This window comes from Pseudarthrobacter humi, from assembly GCF_024294965.1.
Taxonomy (GTDB): domain Bacteria; phylum Actinomycetota; class Actinomycetes; order Actinomycetales; family Micrococcaceae; genus Arthrobacter; species Arthrobacter humi.
In genome coordinates, this window is the sequence record NZ_JANCLV010000001.1 from 488,349 (window position 1) to 513,172 (window position 24,824).

16 protein-coding genes, 2 tRNA genes and 1 pseudogene are annotated in these 24,824 nt (G+C 66.1%); 12 read left to right on the forward strand and 7 right to left on the reverse strand.

Translation table 11 applies throughout. The features are described 5' to 3' along the window. Positions 1-8 precede the first annotated feature (8 nt). The 3 genes from NFC73_RS02425 to NFC73_RS02435 all read right to left on the reverse strand — a co-directional run bounded on the left by NFC73_RS02425 (position 9) and on the right by NFC73_RS02435 (position 1,960). A complete protein-coding gene (locus tag NFC73_RS02425) occupies positions 9-944 on the reverse strand; it encodes an ABC transporter substrate-binding protein (RefSeq protein WP_254747330.1) in 936 nt (311 codons plus the stop codon). A 30-nt stretch (positions 945-974) separates the two neighbouring features. Then, positions 975-1,124 carry a hypothetical protein gene (locus NFC73_RS02430; RefSeq protein ID WP_254747332.1) on the reverse strand — a complete coding sequence of 50 codons (150 nt, stop codon included), beginning with the start codon at positions 1,122-1,124 and terminating at the stop codon, positions 975-977. Between the two features lie 128 nt (positions 1,125-1,252). Further along, positions 1,253-1,960 carry a 3'-5' exonuclease gene (locus NFC73_RS02435; RefSeq protein ID WP_254747334.1) on the reverse strand — a complete coding sequence of 236 codons (708 nt, stop codon included), beginning with the start codon at positions 1,958-1,960 and terminating at the stop codon, positions 1,253-1,255. Between the two features lie 63 nt (positions 1,961-2,023). Between NFC73_RS02435 and NFC73_RS02440 the strand changes: the two genes are divergently transcribed. From NFC73_RS02440 to NFC73_RS02450, 3 genes are read left to right on the forward strand one after another with little or no spacing between them, the layout of a single operon-like run. Next, positions 2,024-2,440 carry an MGMT family protein gene (locus NFC73_RS02440; protein WP_254747336.1) on the forward strand — a complete coding sequence of 139 codons (417 nt, stop codon included), beginning with the start codon at positions 2,024-2,026 and terminating at the stop codon, positions 2,438-2,440. Continuing rightward, complete coding sequence (locus NFC73_RS02445) at positions 2,437-5,889, forward strand: ATP-dependent helicase (RefSeq protein ID WP_372494549.1); 3,453 nt, start codon at positions 2,437-2,439, stop codon at positions 5,887-5,889. The genes NFC73_RS02440 and NFC73_RS02445 overlap by 4 nt, the downstream gene beginning before the upstream one ends. Beyond that, the gene (locus tag NFC73_RS02450) at positions 5,886-9,383 is read left to right on the forward strand and encodes an ATP-dependent helicase (RefSeq protein WP_254747338.1); all 3,498 of its coding nucleotides are present in this window, start codon (positions 5,886-5,888) and stop codon (positions 9,381-9,383) included. Before NFC73_RS02445 ends, NFC73_RS02450 begins: the two co-directional genes overlap by 4 nt. Here NFC73_RS02450 and NFC73_RS02455 read toward each other — a convergent pair. After that, positions 9,370-10,605, reverse strand: coding sequence for a macrolide 2'-phosphotransferase (locus NFC73_RS02455; protein WP_254747340.1), 1,236 nt, complete (start codon positions 10,603-10,605; stop codon positions 9,370-9,372). The two genes, NFC73_RS02450 and NFC73_RS02455, sit on opposite strands and share 14 nt — an antisense overlap. 168 nt (positions 10,606-10,773) lie before the next feature. Here NFC73_RS02455 and nudC point away from each other — a divergent pair, with 168 nt between their 5' ends. From nudC to NFC73_RS02475, 4 genes and pseudogenes are all read left to right on the forward strand, one after another. After that, on the forward strand, positions 10,774-11,796 hold the full coding sequence (gene nudC / locus NFC73_RS02460; RefSeq protein WP_254747343.1) for an NAD(+) diphosphatase: 1,023 nt from the start codon (positions 10,774-10,776) through the stop codon (positions 11,794-11,796). 68 nt (positions 11,797-11,864) lie between these two features. Then, positions 11,865-14,000 carry an ATP-dependent DNA helicase UvrD2 gene (locus NFC73_RS02465; protein WP_254747345.1) on the forward strand — a complete coding sequence of 712 codons (2,136 nt, stop codon included), beginning with the start codon at positions 11,865-11,867 and terminating at the stop codon, positions 13,998-14,000. Continuing rightward, the gene (locus tag NFC73_RS02470) at positions 13,997-14,608 is read left to right on the forward strand and encodes a M48 metallopeptidase family protein (protein ID WP_254747347.1); all 612 of its coding nucleotides are present in this window, start codon (positions 13,997-13,999) and stop codon (positions 14,606-14,608) included. Before NFC73_RS02465 ends, NFC73_RS02470 begins: the two co-directional genes overlap by 4 nt. 11 nt (positions 14,609-14,619) lie before the next feature. Then, positions 14,620-15,034 (forward strand): annotated as a pseudogene (locus NFC73_RS02475) (dihydrofolate reductase family protein); the annotation flags it as partial. 40 nt (positions 15,035-15,074) lie between these two features. On the opposite strand, the gene NFC73_RS02480 reads toward NFC73_RS02475, so the two are convergent. Next, complete coding sequence (locus NFC73_RS02480; RefSeq protein ID WP_254747349.1) at positions 15,075-16,493, reverse strand: zinc-dependent metalloprotease; 1,419 nt, start codon at positions 16,491-16,493, stop codon at positions 15,075-15,077. A 132-nt stretch (positions 16,494-16,625) separates the two neighbouring features. Between NFC73_RS02480 and NFC73_RS02485 the strand changes: the two genes are divergently transcribed. The 5 genes from NFC73_RS02485 (at position 16,626) to NFC73_RS02505 (ending at position 22,405) form a co-directional block, all read left to right on the forward strand. Further along, complete coding sequence (locus NFC73_RS02485) at positions 16,626-17,819, forward strand: YlbL family protein (protein WP_372494550.1); 1,194 nt, start codon at positions 16,626-16,628, stop codon at positions 17,817-17,819. 136 nt (positions 17,820-17,955) lie between these two features. Continuing rightward, a complete protein-coding gene (locus tag NFC73_RS02490; RefSeq protein WP_254747351.1) occupies positions 17,956-20,964 on the forward strand; it encodes a UPF0182 family membrane protein in 3,009 nt (1,002 codons plus the stop codon). Between the two features lie 80 nt (positions 20,965-21,044). Then, positions 21,045-21,118 (forward strand) — tRNA-Met (locus NFC73_RS02495). Between the two features lie 147 nt (positions 21,119-21,265). Next, positions 21,266-21,342 (forward strand) — tRNA-Met (locus tag NFC73_RS02500). A gap of 130 nt (positions 21,343-21,472) precedes the next feature. Beyond that, positions 21,473-22,405 (forward strand): cytochrome b/b6 domain-containing protein, encoded by a 933-nt coding sequence (locus NFC73_RS02505; RefSeq protein WP_254747353.1) that lies wholly within the window; start codon positions 21,473-21,475, stop codon positions 22,403-22,405. Here the strand turns inward: NFC73_RS02505 and NFC73_RS02510 are convergent. Together NFC73_RS02510 and NFC73_RS02515 are read right to left on the reverse strand one after the other, a co-directional pair. After that, on the reverse strand, positions 22,395-23,870 hold the full coding sequence (locus NFC73_RS02510) for a cryptochrome/photolyase family protein (RefSeq protein WP_254747355.1): 1,476 nt from the start codon (positions 23,868-23,870) through the stop codon (positions 22,395-22,397). The genes NFC73_RS02505 and NFC73_RS02510 overlap by 11 nt on opposite strands. A gap of 143 nt (positions 23,871-24,013) precedes the next feature. Beyond that, entirely contained in the window at positions 24,014-24,799 is a 786-nt protein-coding gene (locus tag NFC73_RS02515) for a PspA/IM30 family protein (RefSeq protein ID WP_254747357.1), read from the reverse strand. Positions 24,800-24,824 lie beyond the last annotated feature (25 nt).

The window sequence follows — 24,824 nt, forward strand, 5'->3', positions numbered from 1 at the left end:
GGCCCAGATCAGCTCTGGGGAGCCGGAGCAGCTTTGCTTCCCGGCTTCCAGTCGGCGGGGGTCTTGCGGTCCGGGTACCATTCTTTGGTCAGCTTGGACCAGGTGCCGTCAGCAATTACGGCGTCAAGGCCGGAGTTCAAAGCGTCGATCAGGGCCTTGTTGTCCTTGTTCACGGCGTAGGCGGTGAAGTTCTGGGTGTTGACCACGGACTCGGCGATGACAGTTCCGTCACCTTCCTTCACCTGGCCGGTGGCCTGCTGCGAGGGGGCTACCCAGGCATCAATCTGCCCGTTGCGCACGTTGGCGTACACGGTGGCGTAGTCCGGGAAGCGGACCGGCTCGAGCTTCAGGGTGTTGGTGACGTAGTCGTCCTGGACCGTGCCCTGGACGACGCCGATGCGGACGTTTGCATCCAGGTTTGCGAAACCCTTGACGTCGCTGTCGGTCTTGGCAACGACAGCCATAAAGCCGAAGTCGTAGCCGTTGGTGAAGCCCACGTTGGCGCGGCGGGCATCAGTAGTGGAAATCGAGGACGATCCCACATCGAACTGCTTGGTCTGTACCTGCGAGAGCAGCGCCGAGAAGTCGGTTGCTACGAACTCAACCTCGAGGCCAAGCTTGCCGGCAATGGCGCGCAGCAGTTCGTTGTCGTAGCCGGTGAACTTGCCGGCCGGGTCGATGAAGATGTTCGGCGGCGCGTCGGAGAGCGTGCCAACCTCAAGCTTGCCTTCGGTGTTGAGGCCCAGCTTGGTCTTGTCGATCTTGTCCAACGGAGTGACGTCGGCGGTGGTGTACTTGTCCAGCGTCTGCTGGTCACTGCCGGCGAGGGCATCGGTGGGCGTGCCGCTCGGCTGGGCGGTCCCGCTACCGCAGGCGGCCAGCGAAACAGCCAGCGCAACCGCGACCGGAACGCTGGTCAGCCACTTCATGGCTTTGGTCTTCATGAGAAAGTCACTTTCATCAGAGTCATAAGTTCAACCGGGCCGAAGGCTGCGCGTGGCGCCTGGCGCCTTGCTCCCAAATGCCGGCCGGCCGGGGGGGGCGGCATTGCCGCTGAACTTAATCATCTCATTTTGGGCTTTCAGCACCTTCGGACGAATATTGCCTTGCTTCAATGCGCTCATTGTCGAATTTATGGATGAAGTTGACTCATCCTGAACGTCTGATGAATGAAGGGTGCCCCTGCGGCCGAATCTGCGGGTTCCGGCAGCCGCAGTGAGCGGTTCCCGGCTAAATGTGAGTTAGCTCTCAACTAGAAGTCGCCGCTGGCGTCTTCCGGAGGTAGGACGGGCCATTCGCCTTCGATCACGGCGGCGGGCTTGGTCTTGCGCAGGTAGTTCTGGAAGTCCGCCGCTTGGCTGACAGCCCAGTCCTTTTGCAGTTCGTGAAGCTGGCTGGCCGGCATCTTGAGCTTGGGGAACTTGATGGCCATGGCATCCAGCATCCGGAGCGTGGCCAACGCATCCGCGGCCGACGTATGGGCGTTGTCCAGCGTGATGCCGTATTCCTCACACAGGGCCGTCAGTGTGCGCTTACCCTTGCGGTAGCGGTCCACCTGTTTGTTCATGATGAACGGGTCCAGGACGGGGAAACGGCTCAACTGCCTGACGCCGTAACGGGCGGACTCAGCGGCCAGGACGGTGAAGTCGTAGCTGGCGTTGAAGGCAATGACCGGAATCCCGGCGTCGAACAGGTCCTGCAGGACTGTGGCGATCTCCCCTGTGACTTCATGGGCCGGCCGTCCCTCACGCCGGGCCTGCTCCGTGGTGATGCCGTGGATATCGCTGGCCTCGGTAGGGATTTCGACGCCGGGATCGGCCAGCCATTCGTGTTCGGTGATCACGTCCCCCTGGTGGTCCACCACGGTGACCGACGCCGTGACGATGCGCGCGGCACGCGAATTCCGTCCGGTGGTTTCGAGATCAAAGGCTGCGCGGGGAAGGGTGTTCCAGGTGGTCATGCCTCAACGCTACCGGCCAGCACCGACAGGATCGCGCAGCGCCACTGCCGGTAACCTTGAGGTATGCGGACTGAGTACATTGAGGCGGTGCTCGCGCTGGTCGAGCTGGTTCCACCCGGCACCGCACTGGCCTACGGTGATGTGGCTGAGCTGCTGGGGTCCGGCGGTCCGCGGCAGGTGGGCCACGCCATGAGCCACTATGGCAGCCAGGTCGCGTGGTGGCGCATCCTGAAGGCGAACGGCCAGGGTCCGGAAGGCCACGAGGCCGAAGCCCTCCGCCACTACCTGCGGGAGGGGACGCCCCTGCTCGGTAACCACGATGCTTTCCTGCGCACCGGCGAAGGCAAATGGCGGGTGGATCTGATGGCAGCACGCTGGGCGCCGGGCGAGGATGACTTCGACCGGATTGACGCTATTGCGGAGCAGCTGGAGGGGCGGCTGCATAGATTGTCGGTGGCTGATGATGAAATGTCTGTGTGACCGTAACAATCCCCCATGTTGATCCCGCCGAGTCCGCACGCACGTCAGCGAGGCCCGCGTCCGCGGCCGGACGATCCGGAACGGGTCTCCGGCTTCTCCCGCCGCGGCAGCTGCACGCGGACGTGCCGGCGTTGTCTGCGGACCAGCGCGACGCCGTCGACGTGCCCCACGGCTCCGGGCCTGTCCTGGTTCCCGGCGCACCGGGAACGGGGAAATCAACGGTCCTGATCGAAGCCTCCGTCCGGCGGGCCGTGAAGGACGGCGTGGACCCGGAACGGATCCTCATCCTGGCCCCCGGACGCCTCGCCGCCGACTCACTCCGCGACCGCTTCACCGCACGGCTTGACAGGAGCCTGAGCACCACACCGGCCCGGACGTGGGCAGCCTATGCGTTTGACCTGATCCGCCGGGCCAAGGCTGAGGGAATCCTTCCGCTTCCGCGCGCGCCGCGCCTCCTGTCAGGCCCGGAACAGGACCTCATCATCCGCGAACTCCTGGAGGGCCACCGGATGCCGGGTCTGGAACTTCCATGGCCTGCAGACCTGGAAGCGGCACTTGAGACGCGGGGCTTCCGCCACGAGGTACGCCAACTCTTCGACCGGATCATCGAATCCGGCCGGACCGCCGGTGACCTGGAGGCGCTGGGCCACCAGTGCGGCCGGCCCGACTGGATCGCCGCCGCGGCGCTGTACGCCGAGTACCGGGATGTCCTGGACATGCGCATGCCGGAGGCCTTCGACCCCGCCGGCATCATCACCACGGCACGGCAGATCTTCCAGGACGAGCCTGACTTCCTGGCCGCGGAACGGGACCGCCTCCAGCTGGTGCTGGTGGACGATGTGCAGGAAGCAAACCCCGCCGTTTTCGAACTGCTCGCCGACATCGCCGCCGGCAAGGACTGCTATGTCGCCTACTCCCCGGACACCGTTGTGCAGGGCTTCCGCGGGGCCAGGCCCGACCTCGTTGCGGAGCTGCCGCGCCTGCTTTCGACGGATGCCAGCGTCATCGAGCGGCCATTGTGGCACACCCATCGGCACGCCCCCGCCATCGCAGAAGCCTGGCTCGGTGTCGCGGGCCGGATCTCCCAGCGTGCTGGCGGCCAGCGGGCACGGCGGCTCGAGCAGCCCGAATCCCTGGCCGGAACCGCGGACGGGCCCACCGCCGTCGTCGAAGCCCAACCGCAGTCCGCCGGGTCGGTGGAAGCACACCTGGTACCGTCCCCGGTCCACGAACTGCGGTACGTTGCCCAGCGCATCCTGGACCAGCACGTCAACCATGGCCGCGACCTGGCAGAGATCGCCGTGATTGTACGAAACGGCGGACAGCTCAGTGAGCTGCAGCGTTACCTCACGGGCCAGGGGATCCCGGTGCGCGTTCCGGTAGCCGAGTCCGCGGTCCGGGATGAAGTGGCCGTACGCCCGCTGTTGGACGCCTACGCCATTGCGCTGGATCCTGAATTGCTGACTCCGGAAGCCGCCGTCGCCCTGCTGACGTCGCGCATCGGGGGCGCTACGTCCATTGAACTGCGCCGGCTACGCCAGTCGCTTAGGCGGGAAGAGCTGCTGGGCGACGGCGGACGGACCAGCGACGCCCTGCTGGTTGAAGCATTATCGGAACCCGGCGCCCTGGGGACGCTGGGCCTGGAAGGCCGTTCCGCGCGTCGGACCGCCCGCATGATCCAAGCAGGGCGGAGCGCCGCCGCCGAGCCCGGCGCCAATGCCGAGACCGTGCTCTGGGCCCTGTGGCATTCCACCGGACTGGCCAACGCGTGGGCCGAATCTGCCCTCATCGGCGGTTCCCACGGAGCCCGCGCCGACCGGGACCTTGATGCCATGATGGCGCTCTTCCATACAGCCGAGCGCTACGTGGACCAGATGCCGGGCGCCGGGCCGGAGCAGTTCCTTGAGTACCTCCTGAACCAGGAGCTGCCGATGGATACCCTGGCCGCGCGGGCCCAGGTGGACGACGCCGTCGAGCTGATGACCCCGGCCAGTGCTGCCGGGCGGCAGTGGCCGGTGGTCATTGTGGCGGGGCTGCAGGAAGGCGTCTGGCCCAATACCCGGCTCCGCGGTGAGCTGCTGGGCAGCAGCCTGTACGCTGACGCCGTCGAGCATGGGGTCAGCTATGCACTGCAGCTGGACCCGCTGAGCCGGCTGCGGGAGATCCGCTACGACGAACTCCGGAGCTTCTCCACGGCCGTTTCCAGGGCCTGCGAGATGCTGATCTGCACCTCTGTTTCGTCCGAGGACGACCAGCCGTCGTCCTTCCTCGACTATGTGGCGCCGCTTGAGCCTGGCGCCGAGGGCAGGGGGTTCACACCGGTGGAACGGCCCATGACGCTGCGTGCCCTGGTGGCCGAGCTGCGGCAATACGCGCAGCTGGATGGAAAGTATGAGCCCGAAGCTGCCGAGGCCGCCAGGGTCCTGGCCGGACTTGCCGCCGCGGAACCGGCGGTCCCGGGAGCACATCCGGACAGCTGGTGGGGCCTGCCCCCTTTGTCGACATCGGAACCGGTTGTCCCGCCCGGAGGGACCGTTTACGTCTCGCCCTCGAAAGTGGAATCCGTGCAGAAATCACCGCTCGACTGGTTTGTGCAGGCGGCCGGCGGAGAGGCCGCCACCGACTTCGCCCGGAGCCTGGGCACCCTGGTGCACGCCATCGCGCAGGACCTGCCGGAAGCCTCCGGGGGCGAGTACGTCGCTGAACTCATCCGGCGCTGGCCAACCCTGGGGATGAAGGACAACTGGGAAGGCAAACTCGACTTCCAGCGTGCCGAAACAATGGTGCGCAAGCTCGCCCAGTACGTCCTGGTGATGCGGAGCGAGGGCCGGAGCCTGCTGGGCGTCGAGCAGGACTTTGAGGTCCGGCTGCCCGACGTTCCGCCGGCGGACACCGGGCAGGACGATGCCGAGTCCGTCGGAGAATTGGCCGGCGGGACCGAACTTCCCCGCGCCGCCGTGCTCCGCGGCCAGGTTGACCGGCTGGAGATCGACCCCGAAGGAAGGCTCGTCATTGTGGACCTCAAGACGGGCAAAAGGCAGCCTGGCAAGACCGAGCTGTCCCGCCATCCCCAGCTGGGGGCCTACCAAGCGGCGGTCCTGGCCGGTGGTTTCACGGGGGTATACGGACTGCCCGGCGCAGCAGAATTCAGCGCAGCAGAACCCGGTGCACCAGTGCCGGACTCACCAGCGCCGGGCTCACTCGTGCCGGGCGGCGCAGTACTGGCGCAGCTCGGGACAACTACCAAGAGTCCCGGCGTCCAGCAACAGGAACCCTTGGAGGCCCAGGAGAACTGGGCGCTGGACATGGTCACCGATGCGGCCGCGGTAATGTCCGGCAACAGCTTCGAAGCCCGGCATGACCCGGCAAAGAGCGGCCATGGGGGGCACGGCTGCAGGCTCCCTGAAATCTGTCCACTCTGTGTCCGCGGAAAGCAGGTCACCGAATGAGCCAGCCCCGGGTTCCAGAGCCCCTGTTCAGCCCCGAGCAGCTGTCCATGCTGCTGGGTGAAAAGAACACGCCGACCCCCGAACAGTCGGCCATCATTTCCTCACCGCTGGCTCCCCGGCTGGTGATCGCGGGGGCGGGCTCCGGCAAGACCGCCACCATGGCCGACCGCGTCCTCTGGCTCGTTGCCAACGGCTGGGTCAGGCCTGAGGAAGTCCTGGGCGTAACTTTCACCAGGAAGGCAGCGGGCGAGCTGGCCACGCGGATCCGGGCCAAGCTGGCGGCACTGCAGCGGGTCGCAGCCCAGGACCCACAGTACGAGGTGTTCCCCGAGGGCCTGCTCAGCAGCGACGCCCTGGAGCCCAAGGTGTCCACCTACCACTCATTTGCCAGCGGCATCGTTTCTGATTACGGGCTGAGGCTGGGCGTGGAACGCGACGTCGTGCTGCTCGGCGGAGCCCAAGCCTGGCAGCTCGCCAGCGAAGTAGTGGAAGCATTCGACGGCGAGTACAGCCACTTCAAGGCAGCCAAGTCCACACTGGTCAAGGCAGTCATCCAGCTCGCGGGGGAGTGCGCAGAGCACCTGCAGGAACCGGCCGACGTCGAGGCCTGGCTTATGTCGCGCCTTGCCGAGTTCGAAGATCGTCCCTACGTGGCCGGGGCGAACAAGAACGCCCCCCAGGCAGCCGGTGAACTGGCCGCGATGCTGCGCACCAGGGCAAGCGTGGCTGACATGGTGGGCCGCTACGCCGCCGCCAAGAAGTCACGCGGGGCATTGGACTTCGGTGACCTGGTGGCACTCGCGGCCCGTGTGGCCACGGAAATCCCCCTTGCTGCGGACATGGAACGCCAGCGCTACAAAGTGGTGCTCCTGGACGAGTTCCAGGACACGTCGCATGCCCAGCTGGTCCTGTTTTCGCGGCTTTTCGGTGACGGCCACGCTGTCACCGCCGTGGGGGACCCCAACCAGTCGATATACGGCTTCCGGGGTGCTTCGGCAGGCCAGCTCTTCCACTTTGTCCGTGAATTCCCTGTCCGCGTGGACGGGGGCGACGGGCCGGGACGCTTCACGCTGGCCCCTACGTCGTACCTCACGACGGCGTGGCGCAACGGCCGGGCCATCCTTTCCGCCGCCAACATCATGTCAGAGGCCTTAGGGCGCGCCGAGGCGCAGAAGGCCACTGCCGGCGGCGAACCTGTTGGCACCGCGGCGGCGAATGTGCCGCCCCTGCAGCCCAGTCCCTTCGCGGTGGAGGGACGGGTGGTGCTGGGCCGCTTCGGCACAGACCTCGACGAAGCCGCCGCACTTGCCGGGGACGTCATAAAATACCGGGTCACGGACTTTGAACGTGAGGCAGACGGCACACCCGTGCCGCCCGCACTGGCTGTCCTGTGCCGGCGGCGCGCCCAGATGGAAACCATCCGGCGGGAGTTCGAGGCGCAGGGGATTGCCTACGAAATCGTGGGTCTCGGCGGACTGCTCGACACTCCCGAGATCGTTGATCTGGTGGCCACGCTCCGGGTGCTTGCCGATCCCGGACGCTCGGACTCCCTGATGCGCCTCCTGGCCGGCGCACGTTGGCGGATCGGGCCGGCAGACCTGATGGCCTTCCGCGACTGGTCCAGCCACCTCGCACGGCGACGCGGCCGCCCCGCCGGCGCGGCCACGCTGGAGAACGGGCCCGCAGACGCGGCCGACGAGGCCGTCATCGAAAGCGACCTGACGGACGGCGCCAGCCTGGTTGAAGCGCTGGACTGGCTGCCACGCGAAGACTGGACTTCTTCCAACGGTCGGTCGCTGACCGAAGTGGCCCGCGACCGCCTCGGCAGGCTTTCGACGGAACTCAGGCAGCTGCGCGGCTACCTCGGGGACGACCTCACCACCCTGCTCGGCGAAGTGGAACGCGCCATGTTGCTCGACATCGAAGTGGCAGCACGCCCGGGGACCAGCATCCACCAGGCCCGCCGAAACCTGGACGCCTTCCAGGACGCGGCGGCCGGCTTCCTGCGGACCTCGCACCGGGTGGACATCCTCGCCTTCCTTGCCTGGCTGGAAGCTGCCGCGGCCGAGGAAAACGGCCTCGAAGCTCCGCCGTCGGATATCAACCGCGAGGCTGTGCAACTGCTGACCGTCCATGCGTCAAAGGGCCTGGAATGGGACGTCGTCTTTGTTCCGGGCCTCAACGCCGGCGCCTTTCCCAGCAACAAGGATTCGCGTTGGAGCACTGGCGCGGCGGCCCTGCCGTGGCCGCTGCGGGGGGACCGTTCGGACCTGCCCCAGTGGGATACCGACCAGCCGGACCAGAAGGGCTGGCTGGACGCCGAGAAGGACTTCAAATCAGCCGTCCAGGTCCATGGTGAGGGCGAGGAACGACGCCTGGCATATGTGGCCTACACCAGGGCAAAGCACGTCCTCTGGGTTTCCAGCGCGGCATGGGTGGGCTCCAGGGCAGGCCGTGCCGAGATGTCACCTTTCCTCGCTGAACTGGAACAGCTTGTCGGCTCCGGCCCGAGCACGCCCCCGGCGGACGCCGCGGACATCTCTCCCGCCCTGGTCCACCCGGCGTCAGTAGACGAAGCCTCCCTGCCTGAAAAGAGCCCGTTGACTACCGAAACGGAGGTGGCCGGATGGCCCTATGACCCCCTCGAAGGTCCCGTGGATGCGCGGACCGGGGAGCGCCTGCGGGTTGTTCCCGGCAGACGGCTGGCCATGGAGGGCGCCGCGGCACGCGTCCGGGCCGCGTTGGGTCCCGAGGACCCTGCGCCGGTCCTTGAGCCTGTATCAGCCAATGAGCCCGGGCCAAGGCTCCGGGGCACCGCGGCGGGCTGGGCCAGGGAAGCTGCGTTGCTGCTGGAACGGCGTTCCAGGCGCGCCTCCGGGCAGGACGTTCATCTGCCCGGCCACATCTCGGCGTCCACACTGGTTGACCTCGGCGAGGACCCGGCGGGAGTTGTGGGCCGGCTGCGAAGGCCTGTACCGCGTGAGCCCGGCATGTCGGCGCGAAAGGGAACGGCATTCCACGCCTGGGTTGAAGAGTACTTCGGCGCAGCCGGCATGCTCGACCTTGGCGAGGCCCCCGGCTCCGACGACCACATTGATGCCGCCTACGACCTCGACACCATGGTGGCCACCTTCAAGGCCTCGGAATGGGCCGACAGGTCACCGGCTTTTGTCGAAGTGCCGGTGGAAACGCGGGTGGGAGACGTCGTGGTCCGCGGGCGCATCGACGCCGTCTTCCAGGACGCGGACGGGAGGTGGGACCTCGTGGACTGGAAAACCGGCCGCCGGCCCTCTGCCGCGCAGCTGCGGGCCAAATCGGTGCAGCTGGCCGCGTACCGGCTGGCTTGGGCCCGACTCAAGGGTGTGGCAGTGGAGGACGTCCGGGCCGCCTTCTTCTACGTTGCGGACAACCAAGTGGTGCGGCCGCACGATCTGGGCTCCGCTGGGGAGCTCGAACAGATTGTGGCCGCCGCCCTCGATGTCAGTGCTTCCTGACGTCGACGATGCTGATGGCCGCGGTGGACGTGTCCTCGGCGGACGGGCGTCCTGACGGCTTTCCCGCCGGTGACTCGTGTGCAGAGTCTTCTTCCGCCGGTGCTTCGTCGGCCGCGAGGGGGTCAGCCGGGATAGGGCTGACTTCTACCGCGGGCACCGCCGGAACAGGCTCCACCGACGGGACCGGCAAGGGGACGACGGTGACCGCCGGAGCAGCGGCCACACCCACCGCTTGGGACTGGGCTGCCGGGGACTGGGCAACCGCGGCAGCCGGGGCTGGCAGCGGCTCGACACTGATGGCCTGGCCGCCGTGCTCTTCGACGTCGGCCGCGAGGGTTTCCAGCATGCCCTCGGCTTCGGCGACCATACCCGCGTCGCCGGCAGCGATGCCCTTGACCAGGTACTGCGCCAACGCGAACTCGGCAGACAGGGCGGCTCGCCGGAGCAGGTGCTGGTCCGGGGAATCGCGGCGGCTGCCGGTGTAGCTGGCAAGAACTGCGTCCACGAAATCCTGTTCGTTCGAGGCAACCAGCCAGGCGAAGTCGTCGGCGGGATCTCCGATCCGCAGGTCCGTCCAGCCCGTAACGGCCGTGACGCGGCTGCTTTCCACGAGCAGGTTGTCCTCATGGAGGTCCCCGTGGACAACGCACGGGTTGAACCGCCACAGCGAGACGTCTTCAAGGGCATGTTCCCAGCGGAGCAGCAGCGACGCCGGGATTTTTCCGGTTGTGGCCGCCTGGTCGAGCTCGTTGAGCCGGCGCTGGCGGAATTCGTTGGGCGTGTAGCTGGGCAGGTCGGCATTGCTGACAAGGGAGTGCGGAAGATCATGGATGGCCGCCAGCGCTGTCCCGATTTCCCGGGCGAGCGCGGCCGGACCCGCAGTGAGTTCTTCCACACTTTGCGTGCTCCCGGCCAGATGGGAATACACAAAGGTGCTGAGGTTACCAAGCCGGACGCTGCCGGCCACCGTGGGCATCAGGAAGGGCAGCTCGGCCCGGATGGCCGGTACGAATGCCCGGAGGACGAGGAACTCCGTCTCGAGCCTGGCGCTTGCTTCCGCATGCCGCGGGGACCTGACCCGCCACTGTTTGTCTTCGGAATCCAGCAGCAGCGCGGAGTCAAAATCCGCGGGATCGTCCGCAGCAGAGCTAACGGCGGTCGGGGTCAGCCCGGGGACTGCCGCGGTTGCAACGGCTGCCAGTTCGATCGGTTTTCTTCTCACCGTTCCACGGTAGATTGAGTGGCGTCCAAGACAACGATGTGCGGCGGCGAGTCTCCAGATATGCTGCAAAAGTCGGCTTCCGCACCCGGTCCGGACGTCCACCCCGCCTGTCCCGCCGAATGTCCCCGCCGAATGTAAATTGTCAGTCCGAGTCAGTACGGTGGACACATGAGTCATGCGGAGTCCGCTATACCGGCCTACCAGCCGCAGGCAGCCCAGCTGCCGGCCAACCACCTGTTCGATACCGTACTGCCGGTTCTCCCGGCCGCCGTGGACCGCGGCTCCGCAGACCGTGTCCGGCCAGGCATGGTTGAGGAATTGCTGAACAGCGAGCACACCCGGGCGGTGGTCCTTGCCGGGCGGCAGGCCCTGGTGCGGGGCAGCGAGCTTCTGCTGCCCGCAGCCGCCCAGTTGCTGGTTAACCTGCGGGACCGTGGCTCAGCCCCGGAACAGGTCATCTATCTTGGCGCCGCGCTGGACGGCTCGGATCTTGCCGCCGGCACCGAAGTAGTCCTTGTTGTCCTTCCCGAGCCTGCCAATCCCGGCACTGCCGGAATCCCGGCCGACGCTCAGTGGGCCGGCTTCCGCGACATCGCTGCCGTCCTGAACCCCACTGACACGGCGTTGTTCGTCGAGGCCAGCGCCATCGCCAACTGGCATGCCGGCCATACGCATTGTCCCCGTTGCGGGGCCCGAACTGCCGTGGAGGCCGGCGGCTGGGTCCGCCGCTGCCCCCAGGACAGCACGGAACACTACCCCCGGACGGATCCGGCCATTATCGTCACGGTGGTGGGGCCGGACGGAAGGCTGCTGCTCGGTGGCGGCGGACCTGTTGACGCGAAGAATTACTCCACGCTGGCCGGATTCGTTGAACCAGGCGAATCCCTGGAACAGGCCGTCGTCAGGGAAATCCACGAGGAAGTGGGCGTCCGGGTCACGGGCTGCCAGTACCTGGGCTCGCAGTCATGGCCGTTCCCGGCCTCCCTTATGCTTGGATTTACGGCCATCACCGAAGACGCCGTGGCAAAGCCCGACGGCGTGGAGGTAACCCGTGCGCGCTGGTTCAGCCGGGAGGAACTCCAGGACGCCGTGCTCACCGGCGAAATCACCATCTCCAGCCGGCTGTCCATTGCACGCTCGCTGATCGAGCACTGGTATGGCGGCCGGATCATGGACCGCACGGACAACTGACACCCGGATCAGGCATCACCATTGGCCAGACGCCAGCACGTGGCAGTCGCGACAACAGAGCAGCAGAAGTGACCACAGAGAATTTTGACAGCGCAGAGTCCCTTGAGGAACGAATCCTTGGGGGACTTGACGCTGAACAGCGCGAGGTCGCCAGTACGCTGAACGGGCCGCTGTGCGTCCTTGCCGGTGCCGGCACCGGCAAGACCAGGGCCATTACGCACCGGATTGCGTATGGCGTGCACTCAGGGGTGTACAGCCCCCAGCGGCTCCTCGCCGTGACGTTCACGGCCCGGGCCGCCGCGGAAATGCGCAGCAGGCTGCGGGACCTCGGCGTGGGCAATGTCCAGGCGCGCACTTTCCACGCCGCCGCCTTGCGGCAGCTGCAATTTTTCTGGCCGCAGGCGGTCGGCGGTGTTCTGCCCAACCTGCTGGACCACAAGGCCCAGATGATCGCCGAAGCGTCCCGCCGCCTGCGGCTCAGCACTGACCGCGCGTCCATCCGGGACCTCGCCTCCGAAATTGAGTGGGCCAAGGTCTCCATGCTGACCCCGGCCAACTATCTGGAGAACGCGCAGGGCAGGGGAACGCCCGGCGGGTTCGACCTCACCGCCGTCGCCCGGGTCTTCCAGTCCTATGAGGATGTCAAGACGGACCGCAACGTCATTGATTTTGAGGACGTACTCCTGATCACGGTGGGGATCCTGCAGGAGGACCAGAAAGTCGCGGCCACCGTCCGCGAGCAGTACCGGCATTTTGTGGTGGACGAGTACCAGGACGTCTCGCCGCTGCAGCAGCGCCTCCTGGAGCTGTGGCTGGGCGGTCGGGACGAGCTGTGCGTTGTGGGCGATGCGAGCCAGACGATCTACTCGTTTACCGGCGCTTCGCCCAAACACCTGCTGGGATTCAAGGCCCAGTACCCTGAGGCCAATGTGGTGAAACTGATCCGGGATTACCGTTCCACGCCGCAGGTGGTCAAGCTGGCCAACGATCTCCTGGCCGCTCGGCGTGGCGGCGGGCCGGTGGCCGATGCTGCCTGGGCGGCTCCGCTGCAGCTGGTGGCGCAGCGGCCGGCGGGGCCTGTCCCACAGTTCACCGAGTGCTCCGACGATGAAGCCGAAGCCGCCACGGTCGCCATCAAGATCCAGGAACTGCTCGACGCCGGCACTCCCGCCAGCCAGGTGGCTGTCCTTTTCCGCACCAACGGGCAGTCCCAGGCCTACGAACAGGCGCTCGCGGCGGCCGGCATCAGTTACCAGCTCCGGGGCGGTGAGCGGTTTTTTGCCCGCAAGGAAGTGCGCGACGCCATCCTTCAGCTGCGCGCGGCAACCAGGGCCGTCGCTGAGACGGCGACGCCAGAACCGCTCGGCCAGCTGGTCCGCGATATCGTGGCCTCGCTGGGCTACACGGACGCCCCGCCCCACAACGGCGGCGCGCTGCGCGAACGCTGGGAGTCCCTGGCAGCGCTGGTGGCGCTCGCGGACGAACTGGTCCACGTCCGCGGCGAGCAGTTCAGTCTCAGTGACTTTGTGAATGAACTCCAGGAACGGTCGCTGACGCAGCACGCTCCCACTGTCCAGGGCGTGACGCTTGCATCGCTGCACGCCGCGAAGGGCCTCGAATGGGACGCCGTGTTCCTGGTGGGCCTCTGCGAAGGCCTGATGCCCATTTCCTTCGCGGACACACCCGAATCCGTGGATGAGGAGCGCCGGCTGCTCTACGTGGGCATCACCCGCGCACGCGAGCACCTGTCCCTGTCCTGGTCCACGGCACGGACGCCGGGCGGCCGGGCCAACCGGAAACCCTCACGCTTCCTCGACGGGCTCCGGCCCAACTCGGTGGCCAGCTCCAGCGCCCGCGGAAAAGGGCCGGCGCCGCGCCGGAAATCGGCGACCCCTGCCACCTGCAGGGTCTGCGGGAGCATGCTGGCCAGCGGCGCCGAACGCAAGGTGGGCCGCTGCAACGGCTGTCCTCCCAGCTACGAAGAACAGACATTCGATGCTCTTCGGCAATGGCGGAAGGAAATTGCGCTCGCGGCCGAAGTGCCGGCGTTTGTGGTCTTCACGGATGCCACGCTGACGGCCATCGCAGAGGCCAAGCCGTCCACGCTGGAGGAACTTGCAGCGCTGGCCGGCGTCGGTCCGTCCAAACTGGAACGCTACGGCGAAGACGTGCTGCGGGTGCTCGTCGAAAGCACCACCCTGTGACCCGCCGGGCGGCAGGACAGGACACCCTCCCCGTCACCACGGCGGACGGATCACCGGTTGAGGTGCGGCGGTCGGCCCGCCGGACCAGGACCGTGGCTGCCTTCTGGGAGAACGGGACGGCAGTGGTGGCCATTCCGGCCCGCTTCACCGCCGCGCAGGAGTCTGAATGGGTGCACCGCATGCTGGAGAAGCTGCACCGCCAGGGGGAGCGGCGCTCTCGCAAAGGAAGTAAGCAGCCAGCCACTGATACTGCCCTGGCCGCCCACGCCGCAGCCCTTTCGGCCCGGTACTTCGGCGGCAGGGCAGTCCCGACGTCGGTCCGCTGGGTCAGCAACCAGAACTCGCGCTGGGGCTCCGCGACACCGTCGGAGGGATCCATCCGGCTCTCCGACAAGCTCCGGCCCATGCCGCAGTGGGTCATCGACTACGTCCTGCTGCATGAGCTCGCGCACCTGCTGGTGGCCGGGCACAACGCCTCGTTCTGGAAGCTGTTGGAGGCCTACCCCGACACGATGCGGGCCAAGGCATTCCTGGAGGGTGTTTCGTTCGCCACCTCCCGGGGCCTGGCTGCGGGCAGCAATGATTCAGAGCCGGGCGACGCCGACTAGAGAGTCCCTCCTTCACCACGCTCGACGGCGTCGCGCAGGCGCCCGGCGGGCCGGACCATGATGCTGACGGCGGTTTCGCGTTTGGCGGCTGGCAGGCGGCCCCTCCTGGACGAAGTCGTCGGCGAGCAGGTCGACTCCGGGATGGTGGGGATGGACGCGCTGCTGCTTGGGCGGCGGACCTACGACATCTTCGCCGCGTACTGGCCGGGCAAACGGGGGCGGCTCTTTGACCGGCTCACGCTCTGGGTGTATCCGATCCTCCTCGGGGGTGGAAAGAAGGTTTTCGCCGGCGGGGTGGTTCCGACGAACCTCAGACTCATCGAGCCGGTCGTCGCCTCACCGAAGGGTGCAGTGCTGCAGCGCTACGCGCTCGCCGATGGCACCCCTGGGGTCGGCGATATGTCGGCCAGCGACCAGGAAGGTTAGGGCTCAAGCTGCCTTCCACGACATTGCGCCGCAACACACCCTAGCCCTTGGGCTGCTCACCGTCGCCGGTGGGCTGGTCGCCGTCGCCGGCGTCGGACTCATCCTGCGGCGCGTTGTCGAAGCCGCCGCTCAGCAGCTTCTGCAGGGCGTCGTCCACTTCGCTGTCGCTGGCCTCGGCCAGCTGGCGTCGGCTGCTGAACCCCTGCGGGTCGTCGAGGTCCTCGGCGGTGGGGAGGAGGTCCGGGTGCTGCCAGATGGCATCGCGTCCGGCAATGCCCCGTTCGTCCTTCAGCGTGGCCCACAGCGTGGCAGCCTCGCGGAGGCGGCGGGGGCGCAGTTCGAGTCCCACCAAGGAGGAGAACGCGTGTTCCGCCGGACCGCCGGTGGCACGGCGTCGCCGGACGGTTTCCCGGAGCGCACCGGCGGAGGGCAGCAGTTTCTCTGTGGCCGAAGCAGTGAGCTCGTCCACCCAGCCTTCAACGAGGGCCAGGGCCGTCTCAAGTTTTTCAAGCGCCTGCTCCTGGGCAGGGGTCCGCTGCGGCATAAAGACACCCTGGGACAGCGCTTCCTGGATGCCTTCGGGGTTGCTGGGGTCCAAGTCGCGGGCCAGCTCTTCAATCCTGGAAGTGTCGATGTGGATGCCGCGGGCGTAGGCCTCGATGGCGCCGAGCAGGTGGCCGCGCAGCCAGGGCACCTGGACAAAGAGCCGCGCATGGGCGGCCTCGCGGACGGCGAGGAACAGCCGGATGTCGTTCTCCGGCAGGCTTAGGCCCTCGCCGAACTTGGCCACGTTGGCCGGCAGGAGCGCCATTTCCAAGTCAGCCAGGGGAACCCCAATGTCCGTGGAGCTGACAACCTCGGCGGACAGGGCACCGATCGCCTGCCCCAGCTGCATCCCGAAGATCGCGCCGCCCATGTTCTGCAGCATGGAAGAAGCGCCGCCCATCATGGACTTCATTTCTTCGGGCATCTGTTCGGTCATGGCGCTGGAGAGCGCGTTGGCGATGCTGTTGGCTACGGGCTCGGTCAGACGCTTCCATGTTCCAAGGGTGGCTTCCACCCACTCGGCACGCGACCACGCACGGCCGATCAGGCCGGTGGCAGGAAGGTCGGTCACGGGGTCGAGCCACAGTTCGGCCAGCCGCAGAGCCTCGTCGACTTCGCGGGTCTGCAGGGACGTGACGGACGGGTCGGCGCTGCTGGCGGCAACCCGGCGGGCGTTCTCGTGCGCGAGCTGCCAGTTGACGGGCCCTTCGGACGGGGCGCTCATCATGGCCTGGACCTGGGAGAACATCTGGGCCAGGAGATTGGGGTCGTTCGGCAGGCCGGCTGCCTTTGCGAGTTCGGCGGGGTCGAAGTTTTCCATGCCCTTGCCGCCCATCAGGTTCTGCAGCATCTCGGTCAACGGATCCTTCGGCGTATCGTCGCCGTTGGACGGATTGAGTGGGTTGGAGGTCATGATCCCGCCGATCGTCGGTGTGACTGTTCACTTCACGGTACCCCGGGCAGGAGCGGCTGTCTGCCGGACGGGCGTCACGTTCGCTGTAGGCAAAGCGCTGGCCGGGGGCGGGCACCGCGTAGTGTTGATTCAGTGACTACAACCCGCGGCGATCATCCGCATGAGGACCACGCGCCAGAGCTCGACGCCGGCACCACAGCGAGTGCCGCAGCGCCCCGAAAGGGTGTAGCCGGCCCCCCGCCCAAAGGGCAGAATGCCCCCCGCAGCTCCCCGCCCGGGGACCGGCGGGTGTCCGTGATGATGCTTTCCGGCGTCCTGGCGCTGGGACTGGGGATCGCGGCCGTCACTGTACCGGTGCCTTATGTTGTGGAATCGCCCGGACCAACCTTCAACACCCTCGGCCAGAGCCAGGGCAGCCCTGTCATCAGCGTGACGGGCCACGAAACGTATCCCGCCCAGGGAAATCTAGACCTGACCACCGTTTATGTCGACGGCGGTCCCAACGGCCCGGTGAGCGTCCTGGGTGCCTTCACCGCCTGGCTGGACAGGTCCAAGTCCGTTCACCCGGTGGAGATGCTTTACCCCAGCGGCACCACAAAGGAGGAGGCTGACGAGCAGAGCTCCGTGGCCATGACCTCGTCGCAGGAGAATGCGGTGGCGTCAGCACTCAAGGAGCTCGATATTCCCTTCGGCCAGCAGCTCCAGGCCGCGGGGCTGCCCGATGGTTCGCCGTCCGCCGGCAAGGTTGAAAACGGCGACATCTTCGAATCGATCAACGGCAAACCCATCACATCGCTCGCCGTGGTGCAGGAGGAACTGGCCGCCGGCCAGGGAGCGCCGGCCACCCTGGTGGTGCAGCGGGCCGGGGAATCCGTCACACAGACCATCACCCCCATGAACAACGGTGCGGGCCGCTACATTCTCGGAGTCATGCTCAAGTACCTGTTCACGTTTCCGTTCGACGTGAAGATTTCACTGGACAAGGTTGGCGGACCCAGTGCCGGGCTGATGTTTTCGCTGGGCATCATCGACACGGTGACACCGGGGGACTTGACCGGCGGCAAACATGTCGCCGGAACGGGGACCATCACCCCCGACGGCGCCGTTGGCCCCATCGGGGGCATCCGGCAGAAGATGCTGGGCGCGCGTGCCGGGGGAGCCACCGTATTCCTCGCCCCGGCAGAAAACTGCGACGAAGTGGTGGGCCATGTTCCGGACGGACTGCAGGTGCTCAAAGTGGAGAACATCGCAGAGGCGCGCCACGCCGTCGAACTCGCCGGATCCGGGCAGGACACGGGCGCTTTGCCGGTCTGCGCCAGCAACTAGACTGAGGCCAGGAACTAAGCTTTACCGCCACTCGTGGCAGATATGACGGACGTTGCCACACGCTTGACCGGTGCCGGACGTCAACCGCACGCACGCTTCTCATGTAAACCTGACGACCAGCTATGAGGTACCGAGTTTGTCCCGTCCTACCAGCCCCATCCCGCCCGGAAGACCCCCCTCGCGACGCGGGGCCCTAACGCCCACGCTGATTGTTGTTGCCATCGCAGTGGTGGGCTTCATCTTCTTCGCCAACGTGTGGACTGACGTCCTGTGGTACCGGCAGCTCGGCTACTTCGAAGTGTTTGTGACAGAAAACCTCTCGCGGATCGGGATCTTCCTCGCCGGCTTCGCGCTGATGTTCCTGGCCGTCTTTTTTGCCATCCGGGTTGCCTACCACGCGCGGCCCGTGTACGCGCCGGACTCGGAGATGCGCGACAACCTGAACCGCTACCAGGCCCAGCTTGAACCGGTGCGCCGCGTCGTAATGGTGGGCCTGCCCATCCTGTTCGGGCTGTTCGCGGGCAGCGCCGCGGCCAGCCAATGGCAGAAAGTGCTGTTGTTCTTCAACCAGGAACCGTTCGGCCAGAGCGATCCTGAGTTCGGCCTGGACATCAGCTTCTACCTCATGACTCTTCCGTTCCTGGGATTCGTCACCGGCTTCCTGATCAGTGTGGTTGTGGTGGCCGGCATCGCCGGAATCCTCACCCACTACCTCTACGGCAGCATCCGGCTGATGGAGCGCGGCGTGTTCACCAGCCGCGCGGCACAGATCCACCTCGCGGTAACCGGCGCAGCCTTCCTGATCCTGCTCGGTGCAAATTTCTGGCTGGACCGCTACGCCGCCCTGCAGGGCAACGGCGGGCGCTGGGCCGGTGCGCTGTACACGGACGTGAACGCCGTGATCCCCACCAAGGCGATCCTTGCCGTGGCGGCAGGCCTGGTGGCCATCCTCTTCATCATTGCGGCGGTCATCGGCCGTTGGCGCCTGCCGGTTATCGGCACGGCCATGCTGATCATCACCTCGATCCTCGCCGGCGGCGTGTACCCGTGGGTCATCCAGCAGTTCCAAGTGCGTCCTTCCGAACAGACGTTGGAAAAGGAGTTCATCCAGCGCAACATCGAAATGACCCGGGCCGCGTATGGCCTGGACCAGATCCAGGTGGACCGCTACGACGCCACCAACACGGCCAACACCGGTGCGCTGGCACCTGACGCCCAGACCACAGCCAATATCCGGCTCCTGGACCCCAACCTGATCTCCGATGCGTTCTCCCAGCTGGAGCAGTACCGCCCGTACTACCAGTTCCCGGACGCCCTGAACGTTGACCGGTACGAGGTTGACGGCAAGATCCAGGACACGGTCATCGCCGTGCGCGAGCTGAACCCGACGAACGTTGCCACCAACCAGCAAGGTTGGCTCAACCAGCACGTCGTCTACACCCACGGCTACGGCGTGGTGGCGGCCAAGGGAAACAAATTCACCGTCGACGGCAAGCCGGAGTTCCTCCAGTCGGGCATCCCGTCCACCGGCGTTCTTGGCGATGACTCCACCTACGAGCCGCGGATCTACTTCGGCGAAGACTCCCCGGAGTACTCCATTGTCGGGGCGCCTGCCGGATCACCGCACCGCGAACAGGACAGGCCTTCCGGCAAGGAAGGGGACGGGGAAACCCAGTACACCTTCACCGGCAACGGCGGGCCCAACGTGGGCAGCTTCTTCAACAAGGTCCTGTACTCCATCAAGTTCCAGTCCTCGGACCTCCTGCTCTCCGACGGAGTCAACGCAGAATCCCAGATCCTGTACGACCGCAGTCCGCGTGACCGCGTGGAAAAGGTTGCCCCGTATCTGACCGTGGATGGCAACTCCTATCCGGCCGTTGTTGACGGCCGCGTCAAGTGGATCGTGGACGGGTACACCACCAGCCAGTACTACCCGTACTCGCAGCAGGAGCAGCTCTCGGCTGCCACCGCGGACTCCCAGACCACCTCAGGCCGGACGGTTGCCCTGCCGAACAGCTCGGTGAACTACATCAGGAACTCGGTCAAGGCCACGGTCGACGCCTATGACGGCTCGGTGACCCTCTATGCATGGGACGATCAGGATCCCGTCCTGAAGGCCTGGCAGAAGGTTTTCCCCACGTCGGTAAAACCGTACTCGGAGATGTCCGGCGATGTTATGAGCCACGTCCGTTACCCGGAAGACCTGTTCAAGGTGCAGCGCGAGCTCCTGGGCCGCTACCACGTCACGGAACCGGTGAGCTTCTACAAGAGTGACGAAGTATGGAGCGTGCCGAACGATCCCACCGTAGATACGGAAGTCAAGCAGCCGCCGTTCTATATGTCACTGCAGATGCCTGACCAGGAGAAGCCGGCCTTCCAGCTCACCTCGTCCTTCATCCCCCAGATCGTCAACGGTACTGCCCGGAACGTCCTCTACGGATTCCTGGCCGCCGACTCTGACGCCGGAAACGAGAAGGGCGTCAAAGCGGACAGCTACGGCAAGCTGAGGCTCCTGCAGATTCCGCCGGAAACTCAGGTTCCCGGGCCAGGCCAGGCCCAGAACAAGTTCAACTCCGATCCCACGGTGTCCCAGGCTTTGAACCTTTTGAGGCAGGGTGCTTCAGAGGTGCTCAACGGCAACCTGCTGACTCTGCCTGTGGGCGGCGGCATCCTGTATGTCCAGCCGGTGTACCTCAAGTCGACCGGTGAGACGTCCTACCCCACCCTGCAGCGTGTGCTGGTGGCCTTCGGCGACAAGGTCGGCTTTGCGCCGACCCTCGACGGTGCCCTGAAGCAACTCTTCGGCGGCGACTCCGGCGCTGCCGCGGGCGACTCCGGGAACACCGGCCAGACCCCGCCTGCTCCTGGCACAACACCGCCGGTGAGTGCAGGTGCCCAGGCAGACCTGAAGGCTGCGCTGGAGGAGGCCAACGCCGCCATCAAGGCGGGCCAGGCAGCCCTGGCGGCTGGCGACTTCGCAGCCTATGGGGAAGAGCAGAAGAAACTCGCGGCGGCTCTGCAGAAGGCGACTGATGCCGAGAGCAAGATCCCGGCGCCAGCCCCTGAAGCCACACCATCGCCCGGGGCGACACCGTCGCCGGAAGCTACACCGACGGCGACGCCCTCGCCGGCACCCAGCAGCTAAGGGGCATGACCCGGCGAGACGCACATCACGCCACCAGGATTTGGCCTCCCGTTCACCGGACGGTAGAGTTGATCTTGCGACGCGGGGTGGAGCAGTTCGGTAGCTCGCTGGGCTCATAACCCAGAGGTCACAGGTTCAAATCCTGTCCCCGCAACTGGCGAAAAGTCCGGATTCTGGAAACAGGATCCGGACTTTTTGGTTTAAGTGGACCCGTCCCAGGCAGGCAACCTCGGGGTCGTGGGGACCCTCACCAACGATTGGTTTTTACCTACTCCAAAGTACGGTAGTGTTGATCTTGCGACGCGGGGTGGAGCAGTTCGGTAGCTCGCTGGGCTCATAACCCAGAGGTCACAGGTTCAAATCCTGTCCCCGCAACCATGCAGAAGACCCCGACCGGCATCACGCCGGCCGGGGTCTTCTTTTGCCCGATTACACCTGGTTCCTAGTATTCTCGTTCGCAAAGCCATTTGAGCACCTGGTCAGTCATTCTCGAGAGGAATGTTGTTCGATGTCCACACCCACGAAGAAGCCCGGCTCCTCGACGAGCAAGCGGTCAAGACTCTACTGGGGTGTTCCTGCCGCGCTCGTAGTGCTGGTGCTCGTGGTGCTGCTGGCCAAGTGGATGACCGGCCTTCCTGCGGTGGGCTCGTTCCTGGCTGACTATCCGGGCCATTCGGAACTGCCTGAGGGCGCACCCGTCGGATTCCCGGCCTGGCTGGCCTGGCAGCACTTCCTGAACGGCTTCTTCCTGCTGCTCATCATCAGGACCGGCTGGCAGGTGCGGACCACCACCCGCCCCAGCGGCCACTGGACGCGCAACAACAAGGGCCTGATCAAGACCAGGATTGCGCCCACCAAGATCACGTTGGAGCTTTGGTTCCACCTGACGCTGGACGCACTGTGGATCCTCAACGGACTGGTGTTTGCCGTCCTTCTGTTCGCGACAGGACAGTGGACCAGGATCGTCCCCACCAGCTGGGATGTCTTTCCCAACGCGCTGTCCGCAGCCCTGCAGTACGCATCCCTGAACTGGCCCACCGAAAACGGCTGGGTCAACTACAACGCCCTGCAGCTGCTGACCTACTTCCTCACCGTCTTCATTGCTGCGCCGCTTGCCTTCATCTCGGGCATCCGGACGTCCTCCGCCTGGCCCAAGAAGGCGTCCGCGCTCAACAAGGCGTACCCGATCGAACTGGCGCGGGCCATCCATTTCCCCGTCATGATCTACTTCGTGGCTTTCATCGTGGTGCATGTCTTCCTGGTGTTCGCCACCGGGGCCCTGCGGAACCTGAACCACATGTACGCAGTGTCCGACGGCGACGGCTGGCTCGGCTTCTGGATCTTCCTTGTTTCTGTGGCCGTGATGGTGGCGGCATGGTTCCTCGCCCGGCCCATCTTCCTGCGCCCCATTGCTTCCCTGATGGGCAAAGTCAGCCGCTGATTTCCGGGCCGCCCGGCGCCTCCCGGCCTGGCTCGTCCGCCCGAAGCTTCTGATAGGTGGCCAGCGCACGCTCCCGGGACTCGCGAAGTCCCACCACGGGCGCAGGGTAGCCCTGGACATCGGGCTCCTTCCACGGTTCGTGGATGGCCCTGCGGTCCATGTGGGCGATTTCCGGAATGAACTCGCGAAGGTACCGGCCCTCGGCGTCGAACTTCTTGCTCTGCGTCACCGGGTTGAAGATCCTGAAATACGGGGACGCATCGGCGCCTGAGCCCGCCACCCATTGCCAGTTGGCGGGGTTGCTGGCAGCATCGGCATCCACGAGGGTGTCCCAGAACCAAGCCTCGCCCAGGCGCCAGTCGGCCAGGAGGTTCTTGACGAGGAAGGACGCCGCAGCCATCCGCACCCGGTTATGCATCCAGCCCGTCTGCCACAGCTGCCGCATCCCCGCGTCCACCAGCGGGTAGCCGGTCCGGCCTTGCTGCCAGGCGCCCAGTTCCGCCGCGGTGGGTTGCTGCCATTCGAACCTGTCGAAGTCCGGCCGGTAGTTTCGGGTAGCCAGACGGGGGTTGGCATAAAGCAGCTGCCAGCAGAACTCCCGCCAGCCCAGCTCGGACCGGAAGATCCCGACGTCGGGCGTCGCCTCGCGGGGGAAGTGGCGGCGGAGCTCATGCCAGACCCGGAACGGGCTGATTTCACCAAAACGGAGGTGGGGGGACAGCCTGGAGGTGCCTTCCACTCCGGGTATGTCGCGCCCGGTGCCGTACTCCTGTGCGGGCCCGTCCAGGAAGTCCTCAAGCCTGTTGTGTGCTCCGGCCTCCCCGGGTTCCCAGGTCGCAGCCAGTCCGCCGCTCCAGTCCGGCAACACGGGCAGCAGTGACCACTCCGCCAGTGTGTCGCTCCCAGCCGGGTTCTTCGACCCGGCAGCGGCAGGGGAGGGCAGAGTAGCCGGGGCATCCACCGGCGGACGAGGCTCGCCGGACGCAGTGCAGGCCCGCCAGTACGGCGTGAACACCTTGTAGGGGCCGCCGCTGCCGGTGGTGATGGTCCACGGCTCGAAGAGCAGGTTGGCCTGGAAGCTGGCGGCTTCGATGCCGTTCTCCGCCGCCCAGGCCTTGATATCAGCGTCCAGGGACCGCTCGGGACCGCCGTAGCGGCGGTTCCACAGCAGGTGCTTTGCGCCGGTCTCCGCGGCCAGGTCCCGGATCACACGGCTGGCAGGTCCGCGCCTGAGGATGAGTGCGGAACCGGCCTCAGCAAGCGCCCCCGCCAATGCAGTCAGCGAGTGGTGCAGCCACCAGCGGGCCGCGCCTCCCAGGGGACGGATTCCCGGGGATTCCTCGTCCAGAATGTAGACCACCGTCAGCGGCAGGCCGAGTTCGACGGCGTGGGACAGGGCAGGGTTGTCGTCCAGTCGAAGGTCGTCACGGAGCCAGACGATGGAGGATGCGACGGGGGAGGCCATGGCCTCCACGCTACACATCCGGGACTGCGGCCGCACGGGGCCGGATGCATTACGGGTTGCAGGCTCCTGTTCGGGCATGGCAGGGGCCGGGGTTCGTGATGAACCCCGGCCCCTGCTGCCCGCTCAGCGGCGGACGCGGCTGGCTACAGCTTGTCGAAGTCGGCTTCGTCGACCGTGGACTCTGACCGGGTGCCGGAAGCGCCGATGGCCGGCTTCGCCCCGCCGGACTTCAGGGCTGCCAGGCGTGCTTCGATCTCCACTTGCTCGCCGAGGTCTTCCAGCTGGTTGAACTGGGCGTCCAGGCTCGACGCGGCAAGCTCCTGCTGCCCGCGGACCTTGGCCTCTTCGCGGCGGATTTTCTCTTCGAAGCGGCCAACTTCGCTGGTGGGATCCATGAAGTCGATGCTCTTGATGGCATCGTGCACCTGGGACTGTGCCGCGGCCGTCTTGGAGCGGGCAACCAGCTCGTTGCGCTTGCTGGTGAGCTCGTTGAGCTTGCCCTTCATCTGGTCCAGGCCCGACTTGAGCTTGTCCACTACCTCCGTCTGCGAGGCGATGCTCGGCTCAGCGCCCTTGGCTTCGCTTTCCGCGGACATCTGGCGCTGCAGCGCCACCTTGGCGAGGTTGTCGAACTTCTCGGCGTCAACGTTGTCGCCGGCACTGCGGTATTCGTCAGCCTTGCGAGACGCGGCGAGGGCCTTGTTGCCCCAGTCCTGGGCGTTCTTGATGTCCTCGCGGTAGTCATCCTGGAGCATACGCAGGTTGCCGATGGTCTGGGCGACTGCGGATTCAGCCTCCGCAATGTTGTTGGTGTAGTCCCGGACCATCTGGTCCAGCATCTTCTGCGGATCCTCAGCGTTGTCCAGCAAGGTGTTGATGTTTGCCTTTGCCAGCTGTGCGATCCGGCCGAAAATGGACTGCTTAACCATGGTGTTACCTTTCGTCCTGCTCAAT

Excerpts from the sequence above, each read along its gene's own strand:
- NFC73_RS02425 (WP_254747330.1), bottom strand. The coding sequence starts at position 944 with ATGAAGACCAAAGCCATGAAGTGGCTGACCAGCGTTCCGGTCGCGGTT.
- NFC73_RS02430 (WP_254747332.1), bottom strand. The coding sequence starts at position 1,124 with ATGAGCGCATTGAAGCAAGGCAATATTCGTCCGAAGGTGCTGAAAGCC.
- NFC73_RS02435 (WP_254747334.1), bottom strand. The coding sequence starts at position 1,960 with ATGACCACCTGGAACACCCTTCCCCGCGCAGCCTTTGATCTCGAAACC.
- NFC73_RS02440 (WP_254747336.1), top strand. The coding sequence starts at position 2,024 with ATGCGGACTGAGTACATTGAGGCGGTGCTCGCGCTGGTCGAGCTGGTT.
- NFC73_RS02450 (WP_254747338.1), top strand. The coding sequence starts at position 5,886 with ATGAGCCAGCCCCGGGTTCCAGAGCCCCTGTTCAGCCCCGAGCAGCTG.
- nudC (WP_254747343.1), top strand. The coding sequence starts at position 10,774 with ATGAGTCATGCGGAGTCCGCTATACCGGCCTACCAGCCGCAGGCAGCC.
- NFC73_RS02480 (WP_254747349.1), bottom strand. The coding sequence starts at position 16,493 with ATGACCTCCAACCCACTCAATCCGTCCAACGGCGACGATACGCCGAAG.
- NFC73_RS02505 (WP_254747353.1), top strand. The coding sequence starts at position 21,473 with ATGTCCACACCCACGAAGAAGCCCGGCTCCTCGACGAGCAAGCGGTCA.
- NFC73_RS02510 (WP_254747355.1), bottom strand. The coding sequence starts at position 23,870 with ATGGCCTCCCCCGTCGCATCCTCCATCGTCTGGCTCCGTGACGACCTT.
- NFC73_RS02515 (WP_254747357.1), bottom strand. The coding sequence starts at position 24,799 with ATGGTTAAGCAGTCCATTTTCGGCCGGATCGCACAGCTGGCAAAGGCA.